The organism is Verrucosispora sp. WMMD1129 (assembly GCF_029581255.1).
Classification (GTDB): Bacteria; Actinomycetota; Actinomycetes; order Mycobacteriales; family Micromonosporaceae; genus Micromonospora; species Micromonospora sediminimaris.
On record NZ_CP120741.1, the window covers coordinates 5,823,164 to 5,841,374 of the forward strand.

Here is an 18,211-nt window from a genome sequence, read left to right on the forward strand (position 1 = left end):
CCGCCAAAGGTTAAAGATCAAGCTTAGAGGGCGGCGGCAAAGCACGAACAGCGGCCATCCGCGTGTTGGCCGCTGTCCGGCGCAGTGCACTCGATCGTGTCGAGATGAGTGTCCAGTCAGAGTGGCACGCCCGAATCGGTCTCCTGGGTGCCGTCGCGGGTCGGTGGGATCAGGCGATCCGGTAGCCGACTCCTGGTGTCGTTGCGATGGTCGGCGGATCTCCGAGTTTGCGTCGTAACCGGCCCATGGTCACCGTGACGGTGTTGGTGAACGGGTCGGCGTTCTCGTCCCAGACCTGGTCGAGCAGGGCTTCGGTGCTCAGGAAGCCTGGGCTGGCCCGTAGCAGCGCCTGCAGCACGGCGAACTCCTTGACCGAGAGGTTGAGTTGCCGTCCGTCCCGAACGGCGGTCCGGCGTACCGGGTCCAGCGCGATGCCGGCTGCGTAAAGCGTCCGGGGACGCGCGTCTGGCTTGCGGCGGACCAGCGCCTGGATACGCAGGATCAGTTCCGGGAAGTGGAAGGGCTTGGCGAGATAGTCGTCCGCGCCCAGGGTCAGCCCGCTGACCCGGTCACCTGGCGCGCTCGCCGCGGTCAGCATCAGCACCATCGGCCGGTCCGCCCGCTCGGTGATCATCTGGCACAGCGTGTCGCCGTGGAGGCCGGGCAGGTCCCGGTCCAACACCACTACGTCGTGCGCGGTGAAGTCGAGCTTGGCGCCGGCGGTCAGCCCGTCGTGCGCGAGGTCGACGGCCATCCCCTGGTCGCGCAGCCCCTCCGCCACGACTTCGGCGAGGGCGTGATCGTCTTCGACGACGAGGATCCTCATGCCACCACCGGTACCTTCGCGACCGGAAGCGTGATCGAGACGCGTAGGCCGCCCGCCGGCCGCGCGAGCAGGGCGAGTCGGCCGCCGTGGGCGGCAGCGATGGCGGCCACGATGGATAAGCCCAGTCCTGAGGAGCCGGTGCGCTCGCCACCGAGCCGCTCGAAGGGCTGCGTCAGCCGGTCGACTTCCCGCTGGTCGAGGACGCGGCCACCGGTTTCGACGACCAGCACCGTCTCCTCCTCGGTCGGGGATCCGGTGATCTCGATCCATCCGCCGTGCTCGTTGTGCGCCACTGCGTTGTCAACGACGTTGCCCACCAACCGCGATAGCAGTGCCGGGCTGCCCTGAATCGCTGTTGCCGGTGGTACGTCTGCCGTCACGCTCAGCCGTTTCGCCTTCACGTCGGCGGTCCTTTCGCGCAGGGCCGTACCGATGAGATCGCCGAGGTCGACCGTGGTGGCGTCGGCCAGCGTGCCGTGCTGTGCCCGGGCCAACACGAGGAACCCGTCGAGCAAATGGTCGACCCGGTCCAGTTGTATACGCAGGCGGTCCGCGAGCGCCACCGTCGAGGGGGCCGGGTCGGGCTTGGCAACCGCGACGTCCAGCGACGCCCGCATCGTCGCCAACGGCGTACGCAACTCATGGGATGCATTAGCGACGAAGCGGCGCTGTGCGGCGAACGAGGCTTCGAGTCGTTCGAGCAGTTCGTCGATGGTGTCGGCGAGGTCCTTCACCTCGTCGGCAGGGCCACTGACGGCAAGCCGCCAATCCAGGTTGTCGGCGGAGACGCGCCGCGTGGCGTTGGTGATGAGCCGCAGTGGTCGCAGCACCCGCTGAGCCAGCACCCGACCGAGCAGCAGCGACACGGCCGCCATCACCATAAGCGCTACCAGCGAGCCGGCCAGCAGTTGGCGGGCCTGCTGCGTGTGCACGGCGGCAAGCTGGTCCTCCAGCTGCCGGATACGCTGCTGCGCGGAATCCGCGCTGCCCCGGACCGGGGGATTCCCGGCGGGTGCGACGCGGCTGATGCTGCCGCCGGAGAGCAGGAAGGTCAGGCCCAGCAGCCCGATACCGGACACGAGGAACACCGCAGCATAGAGGATCGTGAACCTTGCCCGCACGGTCCCTCTGGACAGCCTGATCATTCCTCCAGGATGCCCTGGGCCACCTAACAACAGCATGACAGTGGCGGTTCGGGTGGCGTTACGTGCCAATCCGTAGAACCGACGGCATGCCGACCACCGAACTGCTCCGGCGGGAATGGGCCGCGTTCCGCCGCCCGGACCGCCTGACCGCCCTGGCCGCCGCAGCCCTCACGGTCATCGCGCTGGGCCTGTTGTACGCCTTCGGCAACCAGTCGTCCTGCCCCGGGCCGTGCCCGGCGGCTCCCGTGGCCAGCGACGGCGCTACGGTCAGCGACCAGTTCTGGTTTCTGCATCGCGACCTGGGCCCGGAGGGCAGCATCACGGTCAGGCTGACCGCGATGACCGGGACGATCACCTACCCTCCGCCGAACCATGACCAGATCGTGTCCGGGCTGGTGCCGTGGGCGAAGGCTGGGATCATCGTCAAGGACGGCGTGCGGCAGGGCTCCCAGTACGCGGCGCTGATGATGACCGGCGACCACGGCGTGCGGTTCCAGTACGACTACAGACACGACATCGCCGGAACCGCAGTCGTCTCGGAGCAGTCCCCGCGCTGGCTGCGCCTGACCCGCTCGGGCGACACCATCACGGGCTCCGAGTCGGCCGACGGCAAGCAGTGGCACACCGTCGCAACGGCGAAGCTCGACGGGCTGCCGGACACCGTGCAGGTCGGTCTCTTCGCTACCTCCCCCGGCGACCTCACGCTCCGGAAGGTCGGCCTCGGCGGTGCGATCGAGGAGGTCCGGTTCACTCAGGCCGTCGGCGTCTTCGACAACGTCGCCGTGGAGGGCACCACCGGTGGGTGGGCCAGCGACCCGGTCGGCGAAATGAACCACACCGACTGGGAGAAGCACCACAACGCGTCGGGAGCCGTCGAGAAGAACGGCGTCATCACAGTCAGCGGCACCGGCGACATCGGGCCGCTCGGCGAGGAGGGCGCGCGTAGCGTCGAGAAGGCCCTGCCCGGCCTGACGATCGCGCTGGTCATCGTGCTCATCGTCGCGGTCCGCTACGGCGTTCGCACAGTTCACGAGGCACCCACCCGGCGGGTGATCGCCACCCGGTCGGCTGTCGTCGGAGCGGCCACCTTCGTCACCGGTCTGGTCGCCGTCGGCATCGTCCTGCCGCTGTCCATCGCGATCCTGAAGGGCAACGGCATCCCGGTGCAACCGATACCGATACTGATCGGAACTCGGGTGATCGTCGGCGTACCGGCGGTGCTCGCCCTCTGCGCCGTCCTCACGTACGGGCTCGCCGTGTGGCTACGCCGCGGCTCGGCGGCGATCCTCATCGGGCTGTCGCTGGTCGCCCTGCCCTACGCCGTCACGGCGTTCCCACTACTACCCGACACGGTCTCCGAGTGGCTGCTCCGGCTCACCCCGGCCGCCGGCTTCGCCGTCAAACAGACAATGGAGGAGTACCCGCAGGTCACCGCGCATTACTCGCCGTCGACCGGGTACTTCCCACTTCCTTGGTGGGCCGGACTCGCCGTGCTCTGCGCGTACACCGTGATCGTGATGCGAATGGCCGTCGGCCGCAAGCAGGCTGCGGACAGCGACCGGCGATAGCAGGCGGTGCGGGGGCAACGCCCCCGCACCGCCTCCGACTACCCGAGGACGACGCCGTCGGCGTCGGCGATGCGCTTCGAATTGGGCGGGAAAAAACCACCAGCGACTGGTCCGTGCGCGACCACCCAAGTGGCTTGGCGGCACAAAGGTTGCAGGGCTCAGCAACCCGTTTCGGGAGAGGCGCGAATTTGGAGCCGAGCCGAGCCGGCGCACGCTCATGCCGCGGGTCGCGATCGCGGCGGCGATCGTGGGTGGCAGCAGCAGTGTCATTCGCGTAGCGGTGTGTCGGATGCGGGGTACGTCGCGCAGGGTGATGCGCACGGCGAGGACGGCGCCGGCGACGACGACCGCTGCGACGGCGCCGTAGAAGACACCAGCGGCAAGCCACACCGGTACGGGCACATCTCGGGGCAGGTCGAATGCCGCCACGAATGCCTGGTGCAGGCCGATGACCAGGACGTATCCCATGATGAGGGAGAGCGCTGCGCCCACGCTGGCCACGCCAAGTACCTGGCCGTAGCGCGGTGGGATCCGCTGCACGCCGGCTTCCTCGGCGATCCTCAGGGCGATCCCGGCGGGGTCGGTGCCGAGAAGCTCCGCAGGATCGATCCCGTCGGCAGTTGCGGCGTCGAGTTCGTTGCGCAGGTCGGCAGCGAGAGTCGCCCGGTCACGACGGTGAATGCCGAGAGCGCGCCATTCTCGGTCTGCGGCGGCGAGGAGGTTGTCAACGGCCGACGTCGACGTGCTCATGGTCATCTCCCGGATTCAGTGGACGGACGGCGAGGGTTTCGTTTACGACGCTGGCGAACTGGGTCCACTGCTCGCGCCAGACGTTCAGTCGGTCATGGCCGGTGTCCGTGAGCCGATAGACCTTGCGGGGCGGGCCGTTGGGGCTGGGCTGCATCGCGTTGGCCACGAGTCCTAAGCGGTGCAGTCGGGTGATCAACGGGTAGACGGTGCCGTAGCTCACCGTTCCGAACCCAGCGGCGTCGAGTCGGCGGACGAGTTGGTAGCCGTGCGCAGGCTCGGCGGCAAGTAGCGCAAGCAGGCACATGTCCAAGCAGCCGCGCAGGAGCTGGGCCTGCCGCTCGGCCGACTCGCCCGACTCGCCGTTCACTACCATGTGGCACATAGTACGGCCGGTACTATGTGGCGTCTAATAGATGTCCCGGAAGAGGGTGACAGCGGCTCAGCTCCGCCACCCACGCCACCCAGATGCTCCACTACGTCGCGGCGCCTCACCAACCACGTTTGCTCGCGGAGCCCCTCGTCCCTCGGGTTCTGCGACAGGTCCGACCCGGAACGCTACCGAGGTCTGACCGCGCAGCACCAAGATCGAGCGCACTGTTCTGCCGCAGTCCGGGCGCAAGCCTGTACATCGCCGAACGGAGGAGGCGGGACCATCGACCGTCGGTCAGACTCGATGTGTGACGGCTGCCAGCAATCGCGACCGTGTCTTTGAAGCACTTCGGCTCAGCTCCGGACCGCTGGACGATGACCAGCTGTCACAGCGTACGGGTGTCCGGCCGCGGCAGCAGGTCAACCAGATCTGCCGCGCGTTGCAGTTGGCCGGAGCCGTGCGGCGGTGGGAAGGCCCGGATGGGAAGATCGTCAACGAACTCGTCGAGCGGACGAGCGGGGTCCTAGCTGGCGAGGATCCGAGAACACCACGTAGCGGGCCGCTTTCTCCGGCTGCCGTTGTTCGGACGCTCGGAGATCACTTGCCTCCTGGGCACTCTGCGGAGCAGCGCCACGCCGAGCGGGTCATGCTTGATCTGCTGGGCCGTGACCTGGCCTTGACGTTGGAGCCGGCGAAGATCGCGGTGCCGTCGGGAGTTCGGGTCGAGGTCGACGGCTGCGACAGCGGCCGAACTGTTCTTGTGGAGTGCTGGGCCCATCAGGGTCCGCCGAAGTCGGCGCAGCGTCACAAGGTACTGGCCGACGCGTTGAAGCTGACGTGGATCGCAAGCACGATCGACCCGCGGCCCCGCCTGGTGCTCTGCATGAGCGACCCGGCCGCAGCGAGGCCGTTTCGGCCAGCGGCGCGTACCTGGGCCGCACAGGCGCTACTGGATCTCGCGATTGCCGTCCATGTGGTCGAGATTCCTGACGACATCCGTCAGAAGGTCCGCGCAGCTCAGGAACGCCAATACCGGTAGCGGACGACGCCGGACCGATGCCATTCGCAGGGGGAATGGCTCCGGCGAGCGCGTCTGCCTTGTCAGAATTTGGTGGCTGTTTGGGGCCCGTGCCGCGTGCCGCTGTCTGCCCGCTGACGCAGCAACGTCACGCTTTACCTGCCAGCCCCCGTACGTCACCGCACGGGCTGGTGAACGAGTATTGGATCTCCGCCGGCCGTGCGGCCGGATCTGTCGCCTCGCCCGGTGGAGTGGCTGCCCGGTTTGGCGACGGTGGGCCGGCACACCCTTGTCGGGTGTGCCAGGATCCTGCTGTGGTCCTGATCGAGATTGTGGTGGGTGACATCACGCGGGAGGACGTGGACGTCATCGTCACGGCCGCGAACGAGTCACTGCTCGGTGGCGGCGGTGTGGACGGCGCGGTTCACCGCGCTGCTGGGCCTCGCCTGGCGCAGGCCGGGGGTGCGATCGGCCCCTGCGAGCCGGGCGACGCGATGGCTACCCCGGCGTTTGACCTCGACCCGCCGGTGCGGCACATCATCCATGCGGTCGGCCCGGTCTGGGAAGGCGGCGACCACGGTGAGGCCGAGGTGCTGGCCTCCTGCTATCGCAGGAGCCTGCAGGTCGCCGACGAACTCGGCGCCCGCAGCGTCGCTTTCCCGGCAATCGCCACGGGCGTTTACGGGTTCCCCGCCGACCAGGCCGCCCGGATCGCAGTAGCAACGATCAAATCCACCCCGACAAACGTCCAACGGGCAAGACTCGTCGCATTCGACGAAGACACCCGCAAGCACTTCCAAGCCGCAGTGACAGCCACCGGCTGACCCATCCGGATTTGCCGCACCAAGCGCATGGGCGGCAGGTGTGCCCGTCGCGGACGGTAGTCGTCCTCGCTGGCGCGGACGTTCGGCCTTGCCGATGTGAGCGAGTCGGCTATGTCGCATGTCTGTGCGCGGCGAGGCATGCCGATCCGTGCTTCGAGCGAGTGAAGCGTCGATTCGGGCGCGTCGAGGCAAGGGCCAAGTGCGGTCGACGTGCAATGCGGACCTCGCCCACCAGGAAGAAGCAAGCCTCGATACGCTCGGTCGCCTCCGGCGGCCCCTGCTGCCGGGCGAGAACCACAGTTCGGTCACCGACCGCCCGACCGAGAAGTGTCGGCTCCGCCTGAAAACTGGCTCTGGCACACATTTTGTGAGTCGCGCTCGCCGGTAGTTCGGGTTGGGTGCCGAGGTGGAGATCATTCCGGCGTTGTTGCCGCACCTGACGGGCCTGCGGGTGGAAGCGGTGGTGGTTCGGGGCATCACGGTCAGGATCGACGCGGCGACGCAGACGGTGCGGGCGTCGTGCGGGGTCTGCGGCGCTTGGTCAACCACTGTGCACGGTCGCTATGTGCGGCGGCTGGGTGATGTCAGGTTGGGGAGCCACGAGGTGCTGGTCGCGTTGACGGTCCGCCGATTCGCTTGCGTGAACGCCGAATGCAGACGGCAGACGTTCGTCGAGCAGGTGCCGGGGCTGACCCGAAGGCATGCCCGCCACACGGTCCTCGCGACAGGTGATCTGCAAGCCGTCGCGGCGGCGTTGGGCGGCCGACCAGGCAGCCGGTTGGCGCAGCGGCTGGCCGTGTCGGTGTCCCGCTCCACGTTGATCCGGATGATCCGCCGGATGCCCGACCCGTCGCCGGTGACGCCGACGGTGCTGGGCGTCGACGACTTCGCCCGCCGCCGTGGGCACCGATATGCGACGGTGCTGATCGACATGCACACCCGCCGGCCGATCGACGTTCTGCCCGACCGCACCGCCGACACCCTCGCCGCCTGGCTGCGCGACCATCCTGGTGTTCAGATCATCTGCCGTGACCGAGGCGGCAGCTACGCCGAGGGCGCCCGCAAGGGAGCACCTGACGCGATCCAGGTCGCCGACCGGTGGCACCTGCTGAAGAACCTCAGCGACACCGTCGAGAAAGTCATCCGTGGACACCGCCGTTGCCTACGTACCCACACCGAACCGACATCTGCCCTGGTCGCCCCGGCCGACGAGTCGGTCAGGACGGGACGGCGGGCGGCGAACACCCGCCAACGCCACGCGGCCGTGCACGCCCTGCGAGCCGAAGGACTGTCGATCAGCGCGACCGCCCGCCGGCTCGACATGAACGTCAGAACCGCCCGCAAGTACGCCCACGCCGCCACCGCCGAGGCGTTGATCGGCCCGAACGCCGCCAGCCGACCCAGCGTCCTCGCCCCGTTCCACCCCTACCTGCGGCAACGCCTCACCGACGGCGTCCACCAGACAGCCGTGCTGCACGCCGAGATCGTGGCCCGCGGCTACCGGGGCAGCTTGCGGGTACTGCGGGACTGGCTCGCCATCAGCCGCACCCGCCCCACCCCTGCGACCGCAGTACGGGTGCCGTCGGCCCGGCGGATCACCGCCTGGATCATGCGCCCCGGCCACAAACTCACCGACGACGACCGCGCTGATCTCGCCGACGCCCGCCGCCGCTGCCCGGACCTCGACACCGTCGCCGGCCTCGCCCGCGGGTTCGCCGCCCTGGTCCGTCACCAGGGCACCGGGCAACACCTCGACGCCTGGATCAACCGAGCCCGCCATGCCGGATACCCCGAGATCCGCGGCTTCGCCGCCGGCCTGGCCAGCGACCGTGACGCCGTCGTTGCTGGCCTCACCCAGCCCTGGAGCTCAGGCCCCGTCGAGGGCCAGGTCAACCGCATCAAGACGATCAAGCGACAGATGTATGGCCGAGCGAACCTCGACCTCCTCCGCAAACGCGTCCTGACCACCCCGTGAGCCATCAACAAGATCAATCACAGAATGTGTGCCAGAGCCAAAGTTCAGCCGGCGTTGACAAGAAGATCTCCACAGCAGACCAATACCTCATCACCCCGCCCACGGACTTGTCAGGAGGGCCGATCTTCTACGGCGACCAGTCAGCCCGATTCGCCGCAGTCAGTGACCTCGGCCCGCTTCCGGATCAGGGACGAGTAAATGAGCGGGGATCCGGTAAGCGTGCTCCCGGACTCGGCACCCTCCCAGATGAAGTCCTGCGTATAGCTCCCGTAGCCGTCCAACGGGAACAGGCCGTCGTTGGTCATGTGCCACAGCCGGGTGGGATCTCGGAACACCAGCGACAGCACGAACCTGTTGCCGGGATCCTTCAGGCGCCCGGCGGTGGTCGCGTGGGCCAGAAGCGCTACGTCCACTTTCTCGCATGGTCTGAGGTCCTGCTGGTGCCAGAAGAACGCTTCTCCGGATTGCGCGATGGCGAAGACCGCGGCATCTCGGAGCGGGACGGGTGACCTGTTCAGCACCGAAACCGTCGCGACGATGACGAGGCTGGAAGACTGTGGCCTCGCGGACGCGGAGGTGTCGTCGTCGGCGATCCAGAAGGCCACGCGGGAGGCGTAGCGCCGTTCGTACCGCTCGCGGACGGTCTGGTTCAACGTGATCTGGTCACGGTTGACCTGCTGCTGATCTTTGAACGCCTGGAAGGCGAAGACCGCGGCCACGGCGCTGACGGGAATCGTGGTAAGCGCGGCAATTGCCTGAAGACCGGTCCCGTTGCGGTTGAACCATGAAAGCCGGCCGCGGCCCGCCACCGGCACCTTCTCGGATTCCACTGGGTCGTCCTGATTGGCCACAAAGCCACAGCCTATCGACGCCGACAAGCGGGTGGACCGGCGACGTATAGGCTCTCGTAGCCGCGACCCGGGCGCGCGGATCCGGACTTGCCGCCGATCGGTCTTCACTGTACGTGACCGCGGACGGCAGGGCTGAAGACGCGGTGTTCCGAGTTCCGTCGCTGGTGGCTGAGCGCTGCCGGTGTGAGCGCCGGTTGGGACCACGAGTAGCCCATGGCACGCTCATGCCGCATGAACGATGAATTCGCGAAGGTCAACCTGCACGGGAGGCTGCGGCGGGACCGCGAGGCGCTGCTGTGGAAGCTCGACGGCTTGTCCGAGTACGACGCCCGCCGGCCTTTGACAGTGACCGGGACCAACCTCATCGGTCTGGTCAAGCACGTGGCTACCGTCGAGGCCAGATACTTCGGCGAGGTCTTCGACCGCCCTTGCCCGGAGCCGCTGCCCCGGTGGCAGGATGCCAACGGCAGCGATCTGTGGGCGGCTGAGGACGAGACCCGCGATCAGATCATCGCGTTCTACCGGCGCACGTGGGAACACTCGGACGCGACGATCAACGAGCTTCCCCTCGACGCCCCCGGCCACGTGCCGTGGTGGCCGGAGCCTTATGCCGACACGAACCTGTTCGCCATCATGGTTCATGTCCTCGGCGAGTCCATCCGGCATGCCGGGCACGCCGATATCCTTCGCGAGGGCCTCGATGGCCGGACCGGATTGCGCGCCGAACACGAGAAGCAGATCGACGAGGAAGCCCGGGCAGCCCACTGCGCGAAGATCGAGCAGGCAGCCAGGTCGGCCGCACCAACCTCGGCTTAGTTCAGACATGGCCCACGCCGATCGCAGCGACGAAGCGCCCGGAACCCGTACGAGGTTCGGCACCTGGTTCAGTGGTACGAGGACGCCCGCACTCATCTGGCCGAGATGAGTGCGCCTGACCATGCCGATGGGCAAGGCCTTCGAGTTAGCATCGCCACATGGGAATGGAGGCCGGGGCGATCGTCGCAGGAGTGCTAGACCCCGCCGACATTCGCCCGCGGCTTGCCCGTGGTCGGGGTCTGCGCATCCCCCTTGGCGAAACTGTCACGATGCCTGTTGCCGCAGCCGCTGCGAGGTCCCTGCGTATCGCGCTCCGGCCTGATGTGGCCGTCTTCGCCTCGTCCAGCGGCGGAGGGCCGATGCTGACCGTCCTGCAACTGGTCAGCGACTCGGACGCCGCGACCGTGCGCCCGGCTTTGGAAAGCCTTGTCGCGGAGTTCCGCCTGGTGGCAAACGCGCTCGTCGCACAAATGGGAACGTACTCGTCCCCATTGAGCGGTCCTGACACGGAGTGCCCGGAGTCTGTGCGATATGACGACGCGACCTGGTACCTGCACCCGCACGGGGAGCACTGCCAGTTCGAAAATGCGGCGAGCGGCGAGGTCGTCGAGACAAACATCTATGCCCCTGACGTCGTCGATCCGTACTTCCTGTTGCAGTACGCGAAGACCTCCGGCCGCCATAGCGCTGTCGTCGACGCCTGCGTGGAGGGATTCCACGACATGTGCCGTCTACTCGATCGCGCTGGGATTCCTTACGGCTGAGGTCGTCTTTGTAGTGTGCTGCAGTGTCGGGAGGGGGAATTCCTTGCCGAACCGGCGCCCTTTCATGCCGCTACCGGCGCACTGCCCTCGCTGCTCCTTTTGCCGTGGCCCGTAAATTGGAAGGTGGCAGTGATCTTCGCTGGTCATACTGGTGCCCATGAAGCTTGCTGAGGCTCTTGCGCTGCGCGCGGATGCGGCGCGTCGCGCCGAACAACTCCGTGCCCGCATCGTCGCCAGCGCCGGGACTGCGTAGATCGACACACTCCCACATGAGCTGGTCCGAGCAGTACAGCGCCGAATACGCCGACGGACGTGTTCCGTTTCTCTCAGTTAGCCGACTGGGTTGGTGCCCCGGGATGCCTCTCAGGCACGGCTGGCGGACCCGTCGTGGCCGACCATAGGCCCGGCCGCGTTACGGCGTGCCGCCTCGGGCAGCGGAGGCTCGTTCGGGTCCACCTGTGGTACGGACTGTTGGCCGTTGCGCTGCCAGCCGGGGTTGGCGACGAGGCGACGTCCGTGCTCGTCGAACGTAGCGCCGCGCAGGTGGGCAGGAACGAACCCCGCCTCCGACTGGGATGCCTGCTGCCGCGGGGCTCGGGGCTTCTTCGGCTTTCGGCGGGGTTTACTCATGCTGTGAGTGTGACAGCGGCGACGCGAATTTCACGGGTCTGGCGGCGTGTCGTGGGCGTCACCGCCGGTGATGAACAGCAGTTCAGCCGAAGCGGCAGACCCGGACGTTTGATGAGGAGCCAACGATCATGGAGTGATGTATTCCCTGCCTGGGTCGTCACGCAGTCTCTGACTCGCCGTGCCAGGATCGTCTCGTGCGCAACGAGGAACGGCTACGAACACGGACGCCCGAGTCCCGAGCCTTCGCGCAGCGCGTACAGCTCGTCATGAACCTGACCTCGCGCCTCAACGTGCTGCCGTTTGACGACCTCGATGCGCGCAGGACGGTGCTGACCGAGATCTTCGGTAAACCGATCCCTGACTCGCTGTCCGTCCTGCCTCCGTTCTACTGCGACTACGGGCTTGGAGCATCGTTTGGAGAGCGTGTGTTCATCAACCAGGGATGCTTTTTCCTCGACTACGGGGGCATCACCATCGGTGACCGCGTCCTGATTGGTCCCCGAGTGACTCTGAGCACGGCCGGACATCCCGTCGAGCTCCACGAGCGGTACGACTTCATCACGCACGCGCCCATCGTCATCGAGGATGATGTGTGAATCGGTGCCGCGGTCACGGTCACCCCTGGAGTGACAATCGGTCGGGGCTCGGTCGTCGGCGCGGGCGCCGTTGTCGCGAAGGACGTGCCGCCGCTGAGTGTGGTGACGGCAACAAGCGTTGTCGAGCGAAAGCGTCTCAAGCCAGCGTCTACCGCAACCTGAAACCTGCGGCTCACCCACGCACATCGGCTACTTGACGGGAAGGCGGTAGCTGGCGTCATCCGGTCCACCGGCCAGTGCAGGCAGCGATGAAACCCTGGCAAGCGGCGCGCTCGGGAGACGGCAGATCCGTGCACTCGCCTGAACTGTTGCGCGAGGTCCGCACGCAACTGTGCAGGCGTCGGCCGCCGGCCCCCTCAGACGACGTGCGGACGCCACGGGAATCGCTCCGCGACGGCGGGATCGTCTTCCAGAAAGCCGACGAATGCTCGAATGACGTCCTCGACGTCCGGCAGCTCTGCCCGGAAGTGCTGGTCAGGCGCGCCATCTCGCCGTTCGAGCGCGTACCACCCAGGTCACGTACCGGCCTGTTGACCGTAACCGGCCTGGACATACCAGTCGTCGGCCCGAGCGAGCACCGCGTTGTAGTTGTCCGTGGACAGGTGCACGAGGACTTTGCGCACCAGGTCGGCATCCGGGTCACGGAACGGACGACCCCACGCAGAGGTCAACTCGAAGCGCCAGGACTCTCGAAACGGCGTGCGAAGCTGGTTCCACTGCGGGTCGTAACAGTTCAGCCCGTGCTCTTCCGCCAGTCGAACGGCTTCACACCATCGGGAAGTACACCAGTGGTCCCCCCGCCTCGCTCATCAGCGGTCCGGTGGACCAAGGGCTGTCCTCACCGGCATCGGTGCCGATGTCGGGGTATCGGGCCAGCAACGCCCGCACATACGAGGTCACACGCGCCGTAGGCGCCGCAGGAGCATCGGACCCGACGTAGCGGTCGTACAGGCGCTGGAACTCCGCGGCAGCAGCGAAGTCATTCGCCGGCCGGTCACCCTCCCAAACGGCAAGGTCATATGACGACGCTGCCTGACGAGCATTCGGCGCGGTCGAGTAACGACGGCGCTGAGGCGATTCCGCGGCTGCGGCCGGGTCAGTTCGCGGTCGCGAGGGCAGGCCAGGCTCTGGTCGGTGGCCTGCTTTCACCGCCGTTGCTGATGTGGACGTCCGGATTGCAGGGCCGCGTCAAGGCCGTTCAGCCGCAGCACGCTCGCGCCGCGCAGGTGCGCCAGGTCCACACTGCCGTCTCTCTCGTATCTGAGAAAGGTCACCTGCTCGGTCCAGTCCAGGCGGGTTCCGTCCGCATCGACACCGAGCCGGACCGTGACCAGCGAGGTCCATCGCAGTTCGCCGTCGATGACGGCCTCGTAGCCATAGACGATCCGGTGAGTGCCCACGATGTCGATGTATCGCGACCGGTACTCCAGCCGTTCGGGCACGGTGTCCAGCCCGGTGTAGGTACTGCTGGCCGTCTCGCCTCCGCCCACTCGGAAGTCGTGCTCGTAGGAGGCCCCGCTGCCGGGAAGCCGGAACCACCGCCGCCTGATCGCGGTGTCGGCGAACGCCGTGAAGACCTCGCCCGGCGGCACGTCGAGGTGCCGCGAAATCGTGAACGTGTCGTGCCGGACCATGCCGTTCCTTCCGCCGTCACGGCCACAGAGGGTGGCCGCACACCAGTTACGATCAGTAAGAAACGTGCGCCCACCGGATTTAGTCCGGCTTTCCCATACGCACTTTGAAGTCAGCTACTGACCCATGAGGAACAAAGAGCCATGACAAGCACCCTTGGTGCCGTACTCGCACACCGCGGGGTCACGCCGGACTGCTTACAAACGATCGAGCTCGTCCGAGACGTACTCGCGCGGGTCGGCGACAAGTGGACGCTGCTGACCATCACGGCCCTGGCGTCCGGCCCGCTGCGCTTCACCGCACTACACGAACAGATCGCCGGCATATCCCAGCGGATGCTCAGCCAGACGCTGCGCGCACTCACCCGCGACGGGTTGGTGACCAGGACCGCATACCCGCAAGTACCTCCGAGGGTCGAATACGCCCTGACGCCACTGGGCCGCTCACTGAGCGAGACGGTGGATGGGCTCGTGCGCTGGGTCCGCGACCACCAGGGCGACATCGCCCGAAACCGCGACGAGTTCGACCAGGCGCCTGCCGCGAACACAGCCACCCCGCCTCACGCATAGCCGGGGGACTGCGGATGAAAGCCGTGGACGGGAGTCGGCTGCGGATCGGGTCGCGGAAGCTGGTCAGGGATCGTGTGGCGCGGTACCGGTCCTGAGCTGGGAATCGTCGCGGGTTCAGTCGGTCGTAGCGGGGGAAACCGGACTGCGCTGCTGGCGCAGCGGACGAAGGCGGCGCTGGACCTGGACCGAGACGGTAGCCGGTGGTGTGCGTGATGTCGCAGAGCCATCCCGACGACTCTGCGACATCACGCTGAATCGGCGATCGTACCGGGCGGGATCAGAGGCGGACGCAGCCCATGGTGAAGTCGTCCCAGGCGATCTGGGCCCAGTAGGGGTTGTTGAGGAGCCCGGTGGAGGTGAACGGGTAGGCGTACAGGCTGATCTCGATTGCGGTGGTGTTCGCGGTGAAGCTAGTCAGCGTGACCTTGGTCCATCCGCTGTTCGCGGGGAGGGTCTGGGTCACCGAGCGGAGGCCGGTGCCGTTGCTGGCGCGTTCGGCCCTGACCCGCACCCGCTGGCTGGTCGGCGACAGGTTGCGGACATAGACCGTTGCGGCGCACGTCGTCGCCATCGTGTTGTACGTGAGGGTACGTCGCGCCTCACCGGGGGAGTCGGCGCTCATACTGTTCTCCTGCATCAGCACACCCCAGCTTCCGCTGCGGACCGCCGAGGCCTGGGTCGTGCGGCCCACCCAGTGTCCCCAGTTGATGTACTGCCACGCCGGCTCGCCGGCCTCCCAGCTGACGTAGTGATTGGTGCTCGCGGCCTGGGCGGGCGTGGCCACCCCGACCACGCCCACCAGCGCCAAGGCGACGGCGGCGCCGATCCGGCCTGCCCAGGTGCTCCTGCGGCGGACGGGGCCCTGGCTGGCTGTGCGTGACATGCGATTCTCCTTGAGCTGTGGCCACTATGGATGGAGGTCCGTGGTGACCTTCGGATTGGTGATCAACACGCTACGGCTGCGCACCGTCGACATTCGTGAGTAGTGGGCACTCAACTTCGGCCGGGCGCGGTACTCACGTCCGCGCACACCGGCAGCCCTGGCCCACCCGCCAGGTGCGTACAGTCCACTGTGGGAGGTGTCTGGTGGAGGGATCGCGAGCGACGGTGATCGACCGGACGGTGCCGTTCGTCGGTCGCGAGGCGCAGCTGGCCCGACTGATCGACACGATCACCTTGCGCCCGGGCGCGGTGATCGTGACCGGGGCACCGGGGGTCGGCAAGACGCGCCTGGCCGAGGAGGCGCTGCGGGTGCTGGCCGGGCGCGGCTGGCGCTGCCTGCGCGGGTACGCGGTGGCAGCCGGGCGGGACATCCCGCTGGCCGCCCTCTCCGGCATCGTCCCGGCCATGCCGCCGATAGATGCGGACGGGCCGGCGGGCCTGCTAGCCGGCGTCGTCACCGCGCTGAACTCGCTCGCCGAGACTGGTCGGATCGTCGTGTTCGTCGACGATGTGCACCAGCTCGACAACGTGTCGGCGGTGGCGCTGCACCAGGCGGTCCGGGCCGGATCGCTGGCGCTGCTGGCCACGTTGCCCACCGGGGCCGAGGTGCCGGAGACCATTGGGGCTCTGTGGCGGTCCGGCCGGGCAGCCCGGATGGACGTCGACCCGCTGGACGCGGCGGATCTCGAACAGGTCCTGGTCGGCTGGTTGGGCGGCCCGGTGGCCTGCGGAACCCTGGACCAGGTGCGGCGGGCCACCGCCGGTAACCCGCTCTACCTGCGTGAGCTGGTGCTGGCCGCCCACGACAGCGGTGCGTTGACCCACGACAACGAGCTGTGGCAGTTGCGCGAGTTGCCTGCGGCGGCTGGTCGGCTCGACGATCTTGTCCGGTGCCGGCTGGCTGGGCTCGACTCCGCCGAGCGTACCGCGCTCGAGGTGCTGGCCCTGGCCGAGCCGGTCGGCGTCCGGCTGCTGCACGACGTGCTCGGCGGTGACGTGGTGGAGACCCTTGAGCGGCGCGGCCTGATCACCGTCCGAGCCGACGGCCGCCGATGGGAAGCGCAGCTGGCCCACCCACTGTATGGGGAGGTCCTGCGCGGCAGGATCCCCACCAGCACCCGTCTGCGGTGGTACCGGAGGCTCGCCGACGCCCTGGAAGCGTACGGCGTGCGCCGGTGGAGCGATCTGCTGCCGTGGGCCGTGTGGCGGGTCGACGGGGGCGGCCCGGCTGACTCGGCGCTGATCGCCGCCGCCGTGCGGGAGGTCGCCGACCAGCCCGCCGACCCGCGTCTGCGGGAGCGGCTGGCCCAGGCGGCCTGGGAGTCGACCGCCGACCTCGACGCCGGGCTGCTGCGCTGTCGAGTGCTCATCGAGCAGGGACGCACCGGCGCGGCCCTGACCGCACTGGAGGACGTGGCGGCGCACGCCGGTGACGACCGCGCCCGCCGGGACGTGGCGACCGCCCGGTCGTGGTTTCTCGGCTGGTGCCACGGGTCGGTCGCGGATGCGTTGTGGCGCCTGCGTCAGGACGCTGCGGCGCTGGCCGACCCGGTGTCACAGGTGACCCTGCGGGTGGATCGGGCCAACCTGCTGGCCTGCGCCGGCCGGCCTCGCCACGCCGCCAGACTGGTGGCCGACGTGGATGTTGCCGACTCTCCCGAGTTGACGGTGCGGGTCGCCGCCGTCCAAGGGGTGGGGCTCCTGCTCTCCGGCCAGCTTGACCAGCTACGAACCGCACTGGCCGGCGCGGTCGCCCCGCCGGTGAGCCGGTGCGCCATGTATCCGGCCGAGTACGCCTCCGGCGCGCTGCCGGTCGACGTGTGGGCGTACGACGGGATGATCGCGCAGGCCCGGGAAACCGGCCACGAGGTGCTGACCCACACCTACGGCCTGGGCGACCGGATCGCCCACGCTTCCGCGTTGACCAGCCTTGCCCTTGCCGAGATCACTGCTGGCGCGCTCGGTACCGCCCGGCGCTATGTGACCGAGGCGCTTCCGGTGCTGCGCGACTTCGGGGTACGCCACCATGAGGGACGGTGCCTGGCGGCTGGGCTGCTCGCCGCCACCTACCAGGGGGATGAGGCGGCGGCCGACCGGTTCGAGAGCCGGCTCGCCGAGATCTGGCCGGCCCTCGCGCAGATCGAGCTGTTCCGGTTCGAGGTGGACCGGGCGCGTGCCTGGCGGTGGTGGCAGCGGGGCGAACCCGGGGCCGCTCACGCGCTGCTGGCTGCCAGCGCCCGGCGCTGGGACCATCGGGGCGGCCTGCTTCCAGCGGTGCTGCTTGCCAGCGATCTGGCCCGGATGGGAGAGCCCACGACTGCGGCCCGCCTGCTGCCGGCGGATCCGATACCGGCGCGTTGGGGGCTGGGCGTGGCGTTGGTGGACCTGGTCCGGGCATTGGCCGCGCCCGACGTGGCGGAGCTGGAGCGAGTCGCGGCGATCCTGGCCGAGCTGGGATGCCACCTTTACGCCGCTGAGGCGACCGCCGCAGCCGCGGTGGCGGGGGCTCGCCGCCGGGCGACCGGCCGGACGGGTACCGGCGTCCGCCGTGGCGAGGTGGATGACGCCGCCCGCGCAAAGGCCCGGGCGGCGGTGGCAGCCGGCCGGTGCGATAACGCGCGCACCCCGCTCCTGGCCTCGGTCGGCGACCGTTCGCACCTGACCAGACGAGAGCGGGAGATCGCCGCGCTGGTGGCGCGAGAGCTGTCGAACCAGGCGGTCGCCGAGCAGCTTGCCCTGTCGATACGCACGGTGGAGAACCACCTCAACCGGATCTTCGCCAAGCTCGGCGTTCACGGCCGGGCCGAACTCGCCGACGTGCTGCGGCAGGGCCGGCGCGACCAGCTCTGACTCGAATTCTGCGACACCGAATCCTGCTCGGCTGACCGGCACTCACCGTCACCACCGAATGTGAGACAGAGCCATTCGCCTTGCG

Annotated in this window: 16 protein-coding genes; 9 read left to right on the plus strand and 7 right to left on the minus strand. The window is 68.3% G+C overall.

All coding sequences use genetic code 11. The features are described from left to right. Positions 1–169: 169 nt before the first annotated feature. Entirely contained in the window at positions 170–826 is a 657-nt protein-coding gene (locus O7624_RS27055) for a response regulator transcription factor (protein WP_282237794.1), read from the minus strand. Continuing rightward, positions 823–1,905, minus strand: a complete 1,083-nt coding sequence (locus tag O7624_RS27060; protein ID WP_282237795.1) for a HAMP domain-containing sensor histidine kinase — start codon at positions 1,903–1,905, stop codon at positions 823–825. The genes O7624_RS27055 and O7624_RS27060 overlap by 4 nt, the downstream gene beginning before the upstream one ends. A gap of 128 nt (positions 1,906–2,033) precedes the next feature. Between O7624_RS27060 and O7624_RS27065 the strand changes: the two genes are divergently transcribed. Then, on the plus strand, positions 2,034–3,539 hold the full coding sequence (locus O7624_RS27065) for a hypothetical protein (RefSeq protein ID WP_282237796.1): 1,506 nt from the start codon (positions 2,034–2,036) through the stop codon (positions 3,537–3,539). A gap of 724 nt (positions 3,540–4,263) precedes the next feature. Here O7624_RS27065 and O7624_RS27070 read toward each other — a convergent pair. After that, a complete protein-coding gene (locus tag O7624_RS27070; protein WP_282237797.1) occupies positions 4,264–4,662 on the minus strand; it encodes a PadR family transcriptional regulator in 399 nt (132 codons plus the stop codon). Between the two features lie 304 nt (positions 4,663–4,966). Between O7624_RS27070 and O7624_RS27075 the strand changes: the two genes are divergently transcribed. From O7624_RS27075 to O7624_RS27085, 3 genes are all read left to right on the plus strand, one after another. Further along, positions 4,967–5,698 carry a hypothetical protein gene (locus O7624_RS27075; protein WP_282237798.1) on the plus strand — a complete coding sequence of 244 codons (732 nt, stop codon included), beginning with the start codon at positions 4,967–4,969 and terminating at the stop codon, positions 5,696–5,698. A gap of 293 nt (positions 5,699–5,991) precedes the next feature. Beyond that, positions 5,992–6,501, plus strand: a complete 510-nt coding sequence (locus O7624_RS27080) for an O-acetyl-ADP-ribose deacetylase (RefSeq protein WP_282237799.1) — start codon at positions 5,992–5,994, stop codon at positions 6,499–6,501. Between the two features lie 406 nt (positions 6,502–6,907). Then, positions 6,908–8,476, plus strand: coding sequence for an ISL3 family transposase (locus tag O7624_RS27085; protein WP_282237800.1), 1,569 nt, complete (start codon positions 6,908–6,910; stop codon positions 8,474–8,476). A 140-nt stretch (positions 8,477–8,616) separates the two neighbouring features. Here the strand turns inward: O7624_RS27085 and O7624_RS27090 are convergent, their stop codons facing one another. Then, positions 8,617–9,327 carry a hypothetical protein gene (locus O7624_RS27090; RefSeq protein ID WP_282237801.1) on the minus strand — a complete coding sequence of 237 codons (711 nt, stop codon included), beginning with the start codon at positions 9,325–9,327 and terminating at the stop codon, positions 8,617–8,619. Positions 9,328–9,558: 231 nt separating this feature from the next. Here O7624_RS27090 and O7624_RS27095 point away from each other — a divergent pair, with 231 nt between their 5' ends. Further along, positions 9,559–10,143: a DinB family protein gene (locus O7624_RS27095; RefSeq protein ID WP_282237802.1), complete on the plus strand. Its 585-nt coding sequence runs from the start codon at positions 9,559–9,561 to the stop codon at positions 10,141–10,143. A gap of 158 nt (positions 10,144–10,301) precedes the next feature. Continuing rightward, positions 10,302–10,907, plus strand: coding sequence for a hypothetical protein (locus O7624_RS27100; RefSeq protein WP_282237803.1), 606 nt, complete (start codon positions 10,302–10,304; stop codon positions 10,905–10,907). A 363-nt stretch (positions 10,908–11,270) separates the two neighbouring features. On the opposite strand, the gene O7624_RS27105 is transcribed toward O7624_RS27100, so the two are convergent. Continuing rightward, on the minus strand, positions 11,271–11,537 hold the full coding sequence (locus O7624_RS27105; protein WP_282237804.1) for a hypothetical protein: 267 nt from the start codon (positions 11,535–11,537) through the stop codon (positions 11,271–11,273). Between the two features lie 194 nt (positions 11,538–11,731). Between O7624_RS27105 and O7624_RS27110 the strand changes: the two genes are divergently transcribed. Next, complete coding sequence (locus O7624_RS27110) at positions 11,732–12,133, plus strand: sugar O-acetyltransferase (protein WP_282237805.1); 402 nt, start codon at positions 11,732–11,734, stop codon at positions 12,131–12,133. A 1,145-nt stretch (positions 12,134–13,278) separates the two neighbouring features. Here the strand turns inward: O7624_RS27110 and O7624_RS27120 are convergent. After that, complete coding sequence (locus O7624_RS27120) at positions 13,279–13,767, minus strand: SRPBCC domain-containing protein (RefSeq protein ID WP_282237806.1); 489 nt, start codon at positions 13,765–13,767, stop codon at positions 13,279–13,281. Positions 13,768–13,908: 141 nt separating this feature from the next. On the opposite strand from O7624_RS27120, the gene O7624_RS27125 reads away from it, so the two are divergent. Further along, positions 13,909–14,334 (plus strand): helix-turn-helix domain-containing protein, encoded by a 426-nt coding sequence (locus O7624_RS27125; protein ID WP_282237807.1) that lies wholly within the window; start codon positions 13,909–13,911, stop codon positions 14,332–14,334. 277 nt (positions 14,335–14,611) lie between these two features. Here the strand turns inward: O7624_RS27125 and O7624_RS27130 are convergent, their stop codons facing one another. Then, positions 14,612–15,217, minus strand: a complete 606-nt coding sequence (locus tag O7624_RS27130; protein WP_282237808.1) for a hypothetical protein — start codon at positions 15,215–15,217, stop codon at positions 14,612–14,614. A 203-nt stretch (positions 15,218–15,420) separates the two neighbouring features. Here O7624_RS27130 and O7624_RS27135 point away from each other — a divergent pair, with 203 nt between their 5' ends. Continuing rightward, complete coding sequence (locus tag O7624_RS27135) at positions 15,421–18,126, plus strand: LuxR family transcriptional regulator (protein ID WP_282237809.1); 2,706 nt, start codon at positions 15,421–15,423, stop codon at positions 18,124–18,126. The last annotated feature ends 85 nt before the right edge of the window (positions 18,127–18,211 follow it).